The following is a 13,296-nucleotide window of genomic DNA, read 5'->3' as shown; positions in this document are numbered from 1 at the left end:
CCATGTCCGACGCCACCGTCTACGACGTCGTCCGCAACGAGGAGGAGCAGTACTCCCTCTGGGACGCCGAGCGCGAACTCCCCGCCGGCTGGCACCGGGAGGGGACCCGCGGCACCCGCGAGGAGTGCGTCGCCCACATCGACCGGATCTGGACGGACATCCGCCCGCTCAGCGTCCGCGAACGCCATGCCCGGACCGCATGACACCCCAGACCGCCGCACGGCCCCCGATTCCTGAGGAGAGCCCCATGAGCAACGCCTCGCTCGACTATCTCCGTACCCACGTCACCGGCGACTTCGCCGACCTCCTCGTGGACGTCCGCGCCAGCAAGGGCTGCTGGCTGGTGGACCAGCGGGACGGATCCCGCTACCTCGACATGTCGATGTTCTACGCGTCGGCTCCGCTGGGCCACAACCACCCCGGTCTGCACGACGACCCGGAGCTCGACGAGGCCCTGCTCGCCGTCTCCCGCATGAAGCCGGCCAACCCCGACTTCGGCACCGGCGAGCAGATCGCGTTCGTCGACGCCTTCATGAAGGCCCTCGCCCCGGACGACATGCCGTACGTCTTCTTCATCGACGGCGGCGCGCTCGCCGTCGAGAACGCCCTGAAGGTCGCCTTCGACTGGAAGACCCAGCACAACGCGGCGCGCGGCGTCGCGGTGCGCGGCTCGCGCGCCCTGCACCTGCAGCACGCCTTCCACGGCCGCTCCGGCTACACCATGTCGCTCACCAACACCGACCCGTCCAAGACCCGGGACTTCCCGGTCTTCGACTGGCCGCGCATCCCGAGCCCGGCCGTGAACGACATGGCCCTCTGGGACGAGCCGGACCTCCTCGACGAGGAGCTGCGGTCGCTCGCCGCCGCCGAGGAAGCCTTCCGCCGCTATCCCGACGAGATCGCCTGCTTCGTCTTCGAGCCCATCCAGGGCGAGGGGGGCGACCGCCACCTGCGCCCGCGGTTCCTGAACGCCATGGCCGAGCTGTGCCGCACCCACGACGCGCTCTTCGTCGCCGACGAGGTGCAGTCCGGCTTCGGCCTCACCGGGGACCGCTGGGCCTGCGACACCCTGGGCCTGCGGCCCGACCTGATCGCCTTCGGCAAGAAGACCCAGGTCTGCGGCGTCCTCGGCGGCCGGCGCGTCCTGGAGGTCGAGGACAACGCCTTCCGCGCGTCGAGCCGCCTCAGCTCCACCTGGGGCGGCAACCTGACCGACATGGTCAGGGCCACCCGGATCCTGGAAGTCGTCGAGCGCGAAGGGCTCTTCACCGCGGCCCGCACCACCGGCGCGTACCTCCTCGACGGGCTGCGCGAGCTCGCCGCCGACCTTCCGGAACTCGTCAGCGCCCCGCGCGGCCGCGGCCTGATGTGCGCCATCACCCTGCCGGACCGGGAGGTGCGCGACCGGATCCTCGCGCGGGCCTACGACAAGCACGGGGTGATCTTCCTCGGATGCGGCGAGCGGGAACTGCGCCTGCGGCCGCCGCTGTCGGTGTCGGAGGTCGAACTCGCCACCGCCCTGGAGGCGTTGCGCGACGTGCTCAAGGAAGAGTCCACCACCGGGGGGCGGGCGTGAACCGAATAATCCGGCCCCACCCGCGTCCCTGGGCGTCCCGCCGCCTGGTCTGCCTCGGCTTCGCGGGCGGGGGGACCGTCGGCTTCCGGCCGTGGGCCCGGCAGCTGCCGGTCGACGTCGAACTGCGCGCCCTGTGCTACCCGGGCCGCGAGTCCCGCTTCGGCGACCGGGTCACGGGCGGCTGGCAGGGCCTGCTCGACGACTGCGTGGAGGCCCTCCGGAGCGAGGTGCGCTCCCCCTACGTGCTCTACGGCCACAGCATGGGCGCGCTGGTCGCCTACGAGGCCGCCCGCGTCCTCCAGGAACGCGGCGCCGAGGGGCCGGAGAGCCTGGTCCTCTCCGGGCACATCGCCCCGCAGCACTGGACCGGCACCGGCTCGGCCGCCCTGGCCGGCGCGCCGGACGAGGACCTGGCCTCCTGGCTGGAGGCCACGGGCGGCGTCCCGCGCGCCGTGCTCGCCGATCCCGACCTGCGGTCCCTCGCCGTCGACCTGCTGCGCATGGACATGGAGGCCTACTCCTCCTACCGGTACCGGCCGGGGGAGCGGCTGCGGGCCGCGATCCACCTCATGGTGGGCGAGGCCGAGCTGAGCCCCCTGCACGAGGGCTGGGCGGAGCTGACGGACGGGCCGTTCTCGCAGGAGGTCCTGCCGGGCGGGCACTTCTTCACGCCGCGGGTCTGGGGCGCGCTGCCGCGCCACATGCCCGTCTTCGCCGGAGCCGCCGGAGCCGCCGGAGCCGCCGCGACGGCCGGGGTGGCCGGGGTGGCCGGCTGATGGGAGCGGGAGAGCGCGCCCCCCGCCTCCCCTCCTCCGCGGAAGTGGTGATCGTCGGCGGTGGGGTCATGGGCACCAGCATCGCCTTCCACCTCGCGGAGGCCGGTGTCCGGGACGTCCTGCTGATCGAGCGGGACGCGCTCGGTTCGGGGTCCACGAGCAAGGCCGCGGGCGGTGTCCGCAGCCAGTTCTCGGACGCCGTCAACATCCGGCTGGGTGCCCGGAGCCTGGAGCTGTTCCAGGACTTCGGCAACCGGCCGGGCCAGGAGATCGACCTGCACCGGGAGGGCTACCTCTTCCTGCTCACGCGAGCGGAGGACGTGGCCGCGTTCGAACGCAACGTGGCCGTGCAGAACGAACTCGGCGTGCCCAGCCGCATGGTGGACGTCGCCGAGGCCCGCGCCCTGTCGCCGCTGATCTCCACGGACGGCGTGCTGGCCGCGGCGTACTCGCCCGACGACGGGTACTGCTCACCGGAGTCGGTGGTGCTCGGGTACGCGACGGCCGCGCGGCGGCTCGGCGCCCGGCTGGTGACGGGGTGCCGGGTCACGGGCGTGGAGCGGGGGGCGACCGCCTCCGGCGCCACCCGGGTCGTCACCGACCGCGGCACGGTCACGGCGGACACGGTGGTCTGTGCCGCCGGGGCCTGGTCGGCGGCGCTCGGCGCGATGGCCGGGGTCGACCTCCCCGTCGTGCCGTACCGGCGCCAGATCCTCGTCACCGGACCGCTGCCGGACGCGCCCCCGCGCATCCCCATGACGATCGACTTCTCGACCAGCTTCTACTTCCACGGGGAAGGGCCGGGCGTGCTGCTCGGCATGTCCGACCCCGACGAGCCCCCGGGGTTCGACCTGTCCCGCTCGGACGGCTGGCTTCCCCGGCTCTCCGAGGCCATGTCCGTCCGGGCCCCCCGGCTCCTCGACGCCGAGATCGCGACGGGATGGGCCGGCCTCTACGAGGTCACCCCCGACCACAACGCCCTCATCGGCGAAGCTCCCGGCACGGGGCGGTTCCTGTACGCGACCGGCTTCTCCGGCCACGGCTTCCTCCAGGGGCCGGCGGTGGGCGAGGTGGTCCGCGACCTCTACCTGGGGCGGCGGCCGTTCGTCGACGTCTCGGGCCTCTCGGCGGAGCGGTTCGCCCACGACGCGCCGCGAAGGGAACTCAACTGCGTCTGAGCGCCCCGCACCGCCCGCTCTCCCGGGGGCAGCCGAAGCCCCCCTTCTCCCGCCCGCGCGGTCCCGGCCGGCGGCCCTCCCCGACCCGGGGGCGCCGGCCGTCCCGTACCGACCGCCCGTGTGCCGCACCACGACCGTCCACACCACCCACAGGAGGAACCTCCATGCGCAGCCGACTCTCCGCCCTCGCCGTGGGCACCGCCTCTCTCGCCCTCGTGATCGGAGCCGCCGCCGCACCGGCGTCCGCCGTACCGGCCGACAAGGCGAGCGTGCTCAGCAGCTGGACCCAGACGGACGCGGGCAGCTACCGGGCCTGGGCCGCGGCCCGCGCCAACCAGGGCGCGTGGAGCGCGTACCAGTTCAACTGGTCCACCGACTACTGCTCCTCGTCCCCCGACAACCCCTTCGGCTTCCCCTTCCAGAACTCCTGCGCCCGGCACGACTTCGGCTACCGCAACTACAAGGAGGCGGGCACCTTCGCGGCGAACAAGGCGCGCCTCGACAACGCCTTCCACGCGGACCTGAAGAGGGTGTGCGCGGCGTACACCGGCGCGAAGAAGACGGCGTGCGACGCGACGGCCTGGACGTACTACCAGGCCGTGAGCGCCCTCGGCCGCTCCGCCGTCGTGGACAACGGCCGCTCCGCCTGACCCCCGGCCGGCCGCCGCCCCTGACCGCAAGGAACCCCATCATGCGTACCGCCAGGACCCGGCACTACCTCATGTGCCGTCCCACCTACTTCGACGTGGTCTACTCCATCAACCCCTGGATGGACCCCTCGAAGCCCGTCGACACCCGACTGGCCATCAGCCAGTGGGAGAACCTCCGCGAGGTCTACCTGGGCCTCGGGCACACCGTCGACACGATCGATCCCGTCCCCGGCCTGCCCGACATGGTCTTCGCCGCCAACGGCGCCACGGTGATCGACGGCCGGGCGCTCGTGGCGAGGTTCCGCGACGCCCAGCGCGTCGCGGAGGGCCCCGCCTACCACGACTGGCTGCGCGACAACGGATTCACCGACCTCCGCACCGCCGGCGCCGTCAACGAGGGCGAGGGCGACTACCTGCTGGCCGGGGACTGGCTGCTGGCCGGCCAGGGCTTCCGCAGCGACCCGCGCTCCCACGAGGAGGCACAGGAGTTCTTCGGCCGCCCCGTCGTCGGCCTGACGCTCGTGGACCCGCACTACTACCACCTCGACACCGCGCTGACGGTGCTCGACGAGCGGACGATCGCCTACTACCCGGCCGCCTTCTCGCCGGGCAGCGCCGCCGTCCTGCGCCGGCTGTTCCCCGACGCGGTCCTCGCCACGGCCGAGGACGCGGCGGTCTTCGGGCTCAACGCCGCCTCGGACGGCCGCAACGTGGTGCTCCCGGACAACGCCACGGGCCTGAAGGACCAGCTGCGCGCCCGGGGCTTCCACCCCGTCGGCGTGGACCTCTCGGAACTCCTCAAGGCCGGCGGCAGCGTCAAGTGCTGCACGCTGGAGCTGCGCGGGGCCGCCACGTAGCGGTCGCGCCCGTCCCCCACCGCGAGCCGCGGGCGAGGAACCCCTCCCGCCCGCGGCTCGCCGCTTCCGCGCCCCGCGAGGATCCGGGCGGGGCCGTCGCGTCCCCGTCCCGCGTGTCCGCGCCCGGGAAGGAGCAGAATGGCCTATGTGGTGGGATATGGGTTTTTCCGAGAGCCGGCGCGGAGCGGTGAGCCGCCGCGCGTTCACGGCGGCGGTCATGGGCGGAACGGCGGCGGCGGTCCTCGGCGGCTGCTCGTCGGGCCGGCGGGCGGAGGACGGCGGCGTGGGTGAGGAGGAGGCGCTGGCGCGCGCGTACACCTTCCTCGACCGCCGGGTCGACGAGGCGGCGGGCGGCACCCGGCAGGGACTGCCGCGCAGTTACACCGGGGGCTGGATGGAGACCCACCACTCCACCGTGGCCTTCACCTACGATGTCGCGCTCACGGTGATCGCCTACTGCGCCCGGGGGACCGACGCCGACCTGAGACGGGCCGGCGCCCTCGCCGGGACCCTGCTCGCCCTCCAGGAGGGCGACCCCGCCGGGGACGGCCGGATCCGCCAGTCGTACGTCTCGGGGAAGGTCACCGCGGCGGACGGACTGCCGGCCGTCGCCGCCGCCGACTCCTTCACCGGCGCGCAGGCGTGGACCGGCCTGGCCCTCCTCCACGTCCACCGGGCGACGGACGGCGCCGCCCACCGGACCGGCGCGCTGCGGCTCGGCGAGTGGATCCGGGACCACACGGCCTCCACGACCGGCACCCCGGGCTACACCGGCGGCGTCCCCGCCTCCGGCTCCCCCCTCACCTGGAAGTCCACCGAGCACAACATCGACGTCGCCGCCTTCCTCCGCGGCCTCGCGGACGCCACCGGCGACCGGGAGTGGGCCGACCGGTCGGCCGTCGCGACCGGCTTCCTCGACGCCCTGTGGGACGCGGACTCCGCCGCCTTCTGGACCGGCACCGGCACCGACGGCGCCACCGTCAACCGCTCGCCGGTCCCGGAGGACCCGCAGAGCTGGTCCTTCCTGGCGACCGGCGACACCCGGCACGCCGGCTCGCTGGACTGGGCGCTCACCCACCTGGCGGCCGAGGACGGCGGGTTCGACGGGGTGTCGGTCAGCGACGCCGACACCTCCAAGGTCTGGTTCGAGGGCACCGCCCACATGGCGGCGGCCCTCCGCCGGCGGGACGGCGACGGCGACGGGGAGCGGGCCGGACGGCTCCTCGCCACCCTCCGCGCGGCCCAGGCCCACGCCCCCCACGCCGACGGGTACGGCATCGTCGCCGCCTCCTCGGACGGACTGCGCACCGGCGACGGCGACACCCTCTACGCCAGCCTCCACACCGGTACGACGGCGTGGTTCGCGCTCGCCGCACAGGGCGCCGACCCCTTCCTCACGGGGTGAGGGGTCAGGTCGCCCAGAGGGCGCGGGCCGTCAGCAGGACGGCGACGAGCAGCACCGCCAGCAGCTCCCACCACAGCAGCCGCCGGTCGTGCCGCCGGTCCTCCGCGGTCAGCTCCGCCACGTGCCGCGCCATCTCCGCGTCCGCGCCCGGCTCCCCGGGTTCCGCCGCCCTCATCGTCCCGCCGCCACCTTCCCGGTCTTCTCGGTCTTGTCCCACTTCAGTTCGGCGTTCCGCCGCTCCTGCACCCAGGCCGCCACCAGACAGGCCGCGAGCAGCGAGCCGTACCCCACCAGGTGCAGCAGCACCGGCGCGAGGAACCGCATCCGGGTCCCGGTGAGCAGCTTCGCGAGCCACGCGAGGGGCAGGGCGAGGCCCATCCAGGCGTAGACCACGACCATCAGGAGCTGCGGCGAGCCGTCGTCCGCGAACAGCCCGGCCCGCTCCAGGAGCGGCAGGAAGACCCCGGGCAGCGCGGTGAGCACGAGGACGCAGGTGGAGACGAGCCCCGGATAGACCAGCGCCTCCCGCCAGCACCGCCGGAAGGTCCCCGGGTCCACCGCCGCCGCCATCAGGATGATCAGCAGGTAGCAGACCAGGTTGATCACCCACAGCCAGTGGAAGAGCTCCCACGAGCGGTCCGAGTCGGTGAAGTAGAGGAAGAGCAGCGAGGCCGAGCAGACCGTCAGCAGCACCGGGGTCGCCAGCAGCGAGTACCAGATCAGGCCGAAGAGGACCGAGCCGAGCCGGTGCCCCTCCCGCCGCTTCCACGGCCGGAACCACAGGTGCCGGTAGCGGCGGGTCACCTGGAGGTTGCCCCGCGCCCAGCGCAGCCGCTGCTTCCACAGCCCGGCCAGGTCGCCCGGCTCCTCGGCGAGCACGGTGGCGTACCCGTCGAAGACGACGCGGCGGCCGGCCAGCTGGGTCTCGAAGGTGGTGACGGTGTCCTCGGCCAGCGTGGAGGTGTCGATCCGGCCGCCGATCGCCTCCAGGCTCGCCCGGGTGTGCAGCTGCGCCCCGCCGGCCAGGCAGGCGACGACGCCGAGGACGTTCTGCGCGCGCCGGGCGGCGGCCTGGGCGGTGATGTACTCGAAGGCGATGTAGCGGGTCAGGTAGTTGCCCTGCTTCCCGCTGCCCTCCTTGATGTACGCGGTGACGGCGCCGACGCCGGGGTCGGCGAGGTGGCGGGTCATCCGCAGCAGGGCGTCGCGGTCGAAGACGACGTCGGCGTCCATCACCAGCACGGCCTCGGCCCAGTCGTCGTCGAGGACGTGGGCGAGGCCGTGGTTGAGGGTGTGGGCCTTGCCCTGGCCGCCGTCCTCCCGGCGCAGGTGCACCACCTGCCCGGGGTGGCGGGCCATCAGCTCCCGCATCACCTCCGGCGTCGCGTCGGTGCTGGCGTCGTCGACGACCACGACCCGGATGCGGTCCGGCGGGTAGCGCATGGCGAGCAGCCCCTCGACCGACGAGGTGAGCACCGGCGCCTCGTTCCAGGCCGGGATGAGGACGGCGGTGCGGGGCACGTGCGGCGGCCGGTCCTCGTACAGGTGCCGGAAGCGCTGGAGGCCGACCAGCAGGAACTGGACGACGGCGACGACCAGCGGCACCGCCCCGAGGAGGACGAGGACGGTCGCCACGACGTGCAGGATCTGGTTCAGGACGTGCACCGTTCCTCCGTCGTCGCGCCTGCCAGTGCCCGGGCGACCCAGGGGAAGCGGCCCGCGTCCCGTGCCCGGTGGGCGTCGCTGCCGGCCCCGAGCCGGACCCCGGCGCGGTGCAGCAGCCGGGCCGTGCGGACGGAGGGGCAGCGCCACTTCTCGTTCAGCTCGACCGCCGCGTCCCGCTCCCGGCAGGCCCGTACCAGCGGCTCCAGCAGCGCCGCGTCGACGCCCTCCTCGTCGAGCCCGGCCTTGGGCAGCACGCTGAACAGGTGCGCCACGTGGGCGGTGAGGCCGGCGGGGACCCGCTCCACCGCCCGGGCCGTCGCGAGGACCAGCAGCCGCAGCGCCTCGTCCGGCGCGAGCCGCCCCTCGTCGAGCAGGGCCCGTACGGCGTCGGGGTGGGCGGGCCCGTCGGGCAGCGGGAACCGGTGGTCGGCCAGCGCGACGTGCTCGATGCCCGGCAGGTCCGCCGGGAGGTCGATCCGGCCCCCGGTGTCGAGGATCTTCGCCTCCACCCCGCACACCACCTCCAGGGGCGCCGCGGCGCGCACCGCGCGGACGGCCTCCGCGTACGCCGGGAGGTGGGCGGTGTCCGCGCGCACGTGGTCGGTGAGCACCAGCGTGCGCAGTCCGGCGTCCGCCGCCGCCGCGACGACGGCCCCGGGGGAGTCGTGCCCGTCGGACGAGAAGTCGGTGTGGGTGTGCAGGTCGGTGCGCAGCGGATCGCCGTCCGGGAGCGGCCGGTCCCGCACCGCCTCGCCGGTCACGCCGCCGCCTTCCGGACCCCTCCGGCGTCCGGCGGGGCGGCCTCGGTGACGTCGCCCATGTCGCCGAGCTCGCGCGGCGCGAGGACGACGTCCTGCCAGTGGCGGACGACCGCGGTCTCCCGCTGGACGATCCGGTCCGGCAGCCGGGCGCCGAGCAGCGAGGCGACCGCCCACTTCGGCATGTCCACCCCGGCCGCCACCGTCAGCGACATCCCGCCCGGCGGGCGGGGGTTGACCTCCAGGAGGGCGGCCTTTCCGGCCCGGTCCTCGCGGACCTGGACGTTGAGGACGCCGCGCAGCCCGAGGGTGCGGACGGTGTCCTCGGCGATCCCGGACAGCTCCGGCAGGTCCAGCACCCGGCCGGCCACGACGATGCCCGAGTCCGTCTTGTCCCGGGCGCGGGGCACGGCGGCCACGACCCGCCCCGCCGCGTCCGTGAGCACGTCGACCGAGTACTCGGTGCCGGGCAGGAACTCCTGGAGCAGGTACGAGCCGTCCTGCGGGAGTCCGGCCAGCTCCTCCGCGGAGCGGACGAGGACGATGCCCCGGGAGCCGGAGCCGGTGCGCGGCTTGGCGATCGCCGGGAAGCCGCCCCCGGGCTCCGCCGCGCCGGGGGAGCCGACGAGCCGGGTGTCCGGCAGCCGCACCGCGCCCTGGCAGGCCTCGGCGAGCAGCCACTTGTCCAGGCAGGTCTCCAGCGCCTCGGCGGGGGAGACCAGCACCCGGACGCCGGCGGCGGCGAAGGCGTCGGCCGCGTGGGCGAGCGCCACCAGTTCGGCGTCGACGGTCGGCACGAGCACGTCGATCGCGTGCCGCTCGCACAGGCGCAGCACGGCCTCGGCGTAGCCGGGGGCGGCGCCGGGCGGCACCAGCATCCGGTAGGCGCGCGGCACGAGGTAGAGGCCGGCGCCGTTGGGGTCGAGGTCCGCCGCGTAGCGCTCGGCCGCTCCGTCCAGAGCCCGCAGGAAGCACACGCCGGAGGGCCCGCCCGCGCCCGTGACGAGGACCCGGGGAGGCCGGCCGAGGGGCAGCGAGAGATCGGGCCCGGAAGGGTCAGAGGAGGAGGGGGTTGCGCTCATGGACGAGCTCCAGGGGTTCGGCGTAGCGGGTCTGGGAGAAGCGGCCCCAGTAGCGGGCGGTGGAGCGCAGCAGGTCCTCGTCGAGGTACCAGCGGCTGGCGGCCTGCGAGTGGTGCGCGGCGATGGCGGCGAGCTTGGCCTCCACGTCGACCTCGCTCAGTTCGATGAAGCGGTTGGGGCGGTAGGCGACGGTGGCGGAGGGGGACTGGTAGCAGGCGAGCCGGGCCACCTTGCGGCAGGCCACGAGGGTGGCGCGGTGCACGGCCCGGTGGTCCTGGTGGGTGTCGCTCTCGGAGTGGACGACGACGACGTCCGGCGCGGTCTCGGCGACCGCCCGTTCGACGGCCTCCACGGTGGTCCGGTCGTCCGCCATGGACCCGTCCGGCAGGTCCTCCATGAGGAGGCGGGCGCCCAGCACCTCGGCGGCGCGGTGCGCCTCCTTCCGGCGCAGCGCGGGGTCGCCGCCGTTCCCGCCGCCGGACATGGTGAGGACGGTGACGTCCCAGCCGCTGTGCGCGCGGCGGTGGATGGTGCCGCCCAGGCCGATCTCGACGTCGTCGGGGTGGGCGCCGACCACCAGCATGCGCAGCGAACCCTGGCCGGAGCCCTCGACGCCCAGCGGGTCCGCCCGCTCCGCGACGGCCCGCGCGACGGCCACCGCCAGTCCCTCCGGGTCGGAGCGCTCGACCAGGTCGGCGGCCCGGCCGCGCAGCGCGGTGACCGCCAGCCGGGCGCTGGGGGCGTCGTCGGTCACGACGACGGGGATCCCGGGGTGCTGGGCCCGCCACTCCTCCAGGAACCGGCCCAGCGAGCCGTCGCCCCCGCCGAGCCCGGTGTGCCACACGGCCGCGTCCCAGAACCGCACGGGCGCGGGCGGGGCGGCGCCGGCGCGCAGGAACGCCTCCGGCGAGTCGACGGCGTGCACCGAGGAGGCGCCGTGCTCGCGCAGGGTCCGGGCGAAGCGCGCGGCGGTCTCCGCGTCCCGCTCGCCGAGGAGGATGTGCGTCCCGGCGAGGGGGGAGGGTCCGGCGCCGCCGTGGGGGGCCGCATCCGCACCATCGGGTATTTCGGACATATGGTGCACATTACAGTGTGAGATCGATCTCTCCACCGGGACGAAAGCCCCCTCCGTCCCGGGCCTCCGTCCCGGAGCGGGGACACGGCGCCGCGTTCCCGCCCTGCCCGCCCTCCCGGAAAGGTCCCGCCCCATGGAGCACGATCCCACCGGACAGGACCCCCGGACCGCCCTGGACCGCCGGGCCCTCCGCGCGCTCCTCGACGCCCAGCGCGACCGCATCGGGGCCTACGCCCGGACCCGCTCCTCCCGGCCGCGCGCCCCCGCCGCCCCGCCGGCCGACCCGCCCCCGCCGGTCCCCGCCCCCGTGCAGGAACTCCTCGACGCCTTCCCCGTGGCCGCCCTGCTCGTCGCCCCCCTCCTCGGCGCCGACGGCCGGATCACCGACTTCCTCTACCTCACCCAGAACGCCCGCGCCGTCGCCTACTCCCGCGCCCACGTCCCCGCCGCCTCGGTCCCCCGATGGTCGGGCCCGGTCCGCCTCTTCGACCGCTTCCCCGTCCTGGAGGACACCGGCCTGCCCCGCATGCTCGCCGACGCCCACCACGAACGCGCGCCCCAGGGCCCCGAGATCGTGGAGTGGTTCATCCCCCGGGCCGAAGGCCCCCCGGCCCGGCTCAGCAACGACGTCGTCGTGGCCCCCTGCGGCGACCACCTGCTCGTCACCTGGGAACCGGGCCACCGCGTCCGGATGGCCGTCGCCGCGCAGAAGCTCGTCCGCACCTGCTGGGCGGAGTGGAACGTCGCCGACGGCACCGTCGCCCCCTCCCTCGGCTTCGGCCACGTCCTCGGCCTCGCCCCCGGCGCACCCGTCCCCGCCGACCTCCTCGACCTCGCCGCCCTCGCCACCCCCGGGAGCCTCCCCGAGCTCTACCGCCTCCTCTACGAGGTCTTCCTCCGCAAGCACCGCTCCGAGTGCGCCCTACGGCTCACCGGCGCGTACGAGCGCGTCATCCGGGTCGTCGCCGAACCGGTCCGGCCCCGCGGCGGACCGGTCTGGGCCGTCCGCGCCGTCCTCGTCGACATCACCGACGACACCCGCCGCCGCGCCCTCGCCGAGGCCGCCGGCGCGGAGGCCCGCCGCCAGCGCGCCCGCGCCGAGGCCCTCGGCGAGGTCGCCGACTCCCTCCGCGAGGCCGTCCTGCCCCGCTCCCCGGGCGGCCTCGCCCCCTACGGCATCGACACCGCCGTCGTCTACCGGCCCGACTCCACCCGCTCGGGCGTCGGCGGCGACTGGTACAAGGCGCGCAGGCTGCCCGGCGGCCGGCTCCTGCTCGCCCTCGGCGACGCCCGCGGCCACGGACTGGCCGCCGTCACCCTCATGGCCAAGCTCCGCTACGCCCTGGCCGGACTCGCCTACACCGACGCCCCCGTCGAACAGCTCACCCACTGGCTCAACGACATGGCCTGCGACGACGGCGCCGAGTCCACCGCCACCGCCGTCATCGCCCGCTACCACCCCGAGCGCGGCGTGCTCCGCTGGACCTGCGCGGGCCACCCCCTCCCCGTCCTCCTCAGGGACGGCCGGGCCACCCTCCTCCCGCCCCCGCCGGGAGGCCCCGGCCTCACCCTCGGCGTCCTCCCCGACCAGCCCTACGCGGCCTCGGAGACCCCGCTGGCCGAGGGCGACGTCGTGCTGCTCTACTCCGACGGCCTGGTCGAGCGCCGCGACTCCGACCCCGACGAGGACGCCGCCCGTCTCCTCGACGCCGCCGGGGACCTCCTGCGCACCCGGCCCCCCGTCCGCGACCACGCCGGCCTCCAGGCGTACGCCGACGCCCTGGTGGCCCGGCTCGACGGCCCCCACCGCTCCGACGACGTCACCCTCCTGGCCCTGCGCCACACCTTCCCCTGACCCCCGGCCGGCGCCCCTCAGGACCCGGAGCGGAAGCCCAGCAGCGCGCTCGCCCCGACCGAGAGGGGGAGGAGGGCCTCGTAGTCCGGCGGGGGGACGCGGAAGCCGTTCTCGCGGGCGGCGCGCAGGAAGTCCCCGGGGAGGTCGATCCGGTAGTGCTCGACGTACTTCGCCAGGTCCGCGCGCCAGACGAACGTGCCGTCGGAGAGCAGGGAGGAGCCGCCGGGGACGCGGAAGGCGCCGCCGATGACGTCGGTCGTGAGTTCGGTGACGTCGAAGAGGGGGTGGCCGGCGGAGAGGTACCCGACCACTTCCGCGACCGGGTACTTCCCCTCGCCCGACCCGGGCGCGGGGACGGGGCCGCCCCAGGCCGTGTCGTAGTGCGCGTCCATTTCCCGGTAGAAGCCGATCAGCTTCAC

Annotated in this window: 14 protein-coding genes; 8 read left to right on the top strand and 6 right to left on the bottom strand. The window is 75.1% G+C overall.

From position 1 onward, the window contains the following. Positions 1 to 2 precede the first annotated feature (2 nt). The 7 genes from ACFW6A_RS06485 (at position 3) to ACFW6A_RS06455 (ending at position 6,442) form a co-directional block, all read left to right on the top strand. A complete protein-coding gene (locus tag ACFW6A_RS06485; RefSeq protein ID WP_351847392.1) occupies positions 3 to 203 on the top strand; it encodes an MbtH family NRPS accessory protein in 201 nt (66 codons plus the stop codon). A gap of 44 nt (positions 204 to 247) precedes the next feature. Continuing rightward, positions 248 to 1,576 carry an L-lysine 6-transaminase gene (lat, locus tag ACFW6A_RS06480; protein WP_386480515.1) on the top strand — a complete coding sequence of 443 codons (1,329 nt, stop codon included), beginning with the start codon at positions 248 to 250 and terminating at the stop codon, positions 1,574 to 1,576. Further along, positions 1,573 to 2,352, top strand: coding sequence for a thioesterase II family protein (locus ACFW6A_RS06475; protein WP_386639093.1), 780 nt, complete (start codon positions 1,573 to 1,575; stop codon positions 2,350 to 2,352). The genes lat and ACFW6A_RS06475 overlap by 4 nt, the downstream gene beginning before the upstream one ends. Further along, entirely contained in the window at positions 2,352 to 3,530 is a 1,179-nt protein-coding gene (locus ACFW6A_RS06470; RefSeq protein ID WP_386639090.1) for an NAD(P)/FAD-dependent oxidoreductase, read from the top strand. The genes ACFW6A_RS06475 and ACFW6A_RS06470 overlap by 1 nt, the downstream gene beginning before the upstream one ends. A 164-nt stretch (positions 3,531 to 3,694) precedes the next feature. After that, a complete protein-coding gene (locus tag ACFW6A_RS06465) occupies positions 3,695 to 4,180 on the top strand; it encodes a phospholipase (RefSeq protein WP_386639087.1) in 486 nt (161 codons plus the stop codon). A 41-nt stretch (positions 4,181 to 4,221) separates the two neighbouring features. Further along, positions 4,222 to 5,037 (top strand): dimethylargininase, encoded by an 816-nt coding sequence (gene ddaH / locus ACFW6A_RS06460; RefSeq protein WP_386639084.1) that lies wholly within the window; start codon positions 4,222 to 4,224, stop codon positions 5,035 to 5,037. Positions 5,038 to 5,224: 187 nt separating this feature from the next. Continuing rightward, entirely contained in the window at positions 5,225 to 6,442 is a 1,218-nt protein-coding gene (locus tag ACFW6A_RS06455; protein ID WP_386639081.1) for a hypothetical protein, read from the top strand. A 4-nt stretch (positions 6,443 to 6,446) separates the two neighbouring features. On the opposite strand, the gene ACFW6A_RS06450 is transcribed toward ACFW6A_RS06455, so the two are convergent. From ACFW6A_RS06450 to ACFW6A_RS06430, 5 genes are read right to left on the bottom strand one after another with little or no spacing between them, the layout of a single operon-like run. Continuing rightward, positions 6,447 to 6,617, bottom strand: coding sequence for a hypothetical protein (locus ACFW6A_RS06450; protein WP_386639078.1), 171 nt, complete (start codon positions 6,615 to 6,617; stop codon positions 6,447 to 6,449). After that, a complete protein-coding gene (locus tag ACFW6A_RS06445) occupies positions 6,614 to 8,107 on the bottom strand; it encodes a glycosyltransferase family 2 protein (protein ID WP_351847418.1) in 1,494 nt (497 codons plus the stop codon). The genes ACFW6A_RS06450 and ACFW6A_RS06445 overlap by 4 nt, the downstream gene beginning before the upstream one ends. Continuing rightward, on the bottom strand, positions 8,095 to 8,868 hold the full coding sequence (locus ACFW6A_RS06440; RefSeq protein WP_386639074.1) for a PHP domain-containing protein: 774 nt from the start codon (positions 8,866 to 8,868) through the stop codon (positions 8,095 to 8,097). The genes ACFW6A_RS06445 and ACFW6A_RS06440 overlap by 13 nt, the downstream gene beginning before the upstream one ends. Next, complete coding sequence (locus ACFW6A_RS06435; protein ID WP_351847424.1) at positions 8,865 to 9,947, bottom strand: ATP-grasp domain-containing protein; 1,083 nt, start codon at positions 9,945 to 9,947, stop codon at positions 8,865 to 8,867. The genes ACFW6A_RS06440 and ACFW6A_RS06435 overlap by 4 nt, the downstream gene beginning before the upstream one ends. Next, positions 9,922 to 11,022, bottom strand: coding sequence for a PIG-L deacetylase family protein (locus ACFW6A_RS06430; RefSeq protein WP_351847426.1), 1,101 nt, complete (start codon positions 11,020 to 11,022; stop codon positions 9,922 to 9,924). The genes ACFW6A_RS06435 and ACFW6A_RS06430 overlap by 26 nt, the downstream gene beginning before the upstream one ends. 133 nt (positions 11,023 to 11,155) lie before the next feature. Between ACFW6A_RS06430 and ACFW6A_RS06425 the strand changes: the two genes are divergently transcribed. After that, positions 11,156 to 12,877, top strand: coding sequence for a PP2C family protein-serine/threonine phosphatase (locus ACFW6A_RS06425; protein WP_351847429.1), 1,722 nt, complete (start codon positions 11,156 to 11,158; stop codon positions 12,875 to 12,877). 17 nt (positions 12,878 to 12,894) lie between these two features. On the opposite strand, the gene ACFW6A_RS06420 is transcribed toward ACFW6A_RS06425, so the two are convergent. Continuing rightward, positions 12,895 to 13,296, bottom strand: a complete 402-nt coding sequence (locus ACFW6A_RS06420; RefSeq protein WP_351847432.1) for a hypothetical protein — start codon at positions 13,294 to 13,296, stop codon at positions 12,895 to 12,897.

The sequence above is a fragment of the Streptomyces sp. NPDC058758 genome, from assembly GCF_042746075.1.
GTDB lineage: Bacteria > Actinomycetota > Actinomycetes > Streptomycetales > Streptomycetaceae > Streptomyces.
This window is presented reverse-complemented; position numbering and strand designations above follow the sequence as displayed.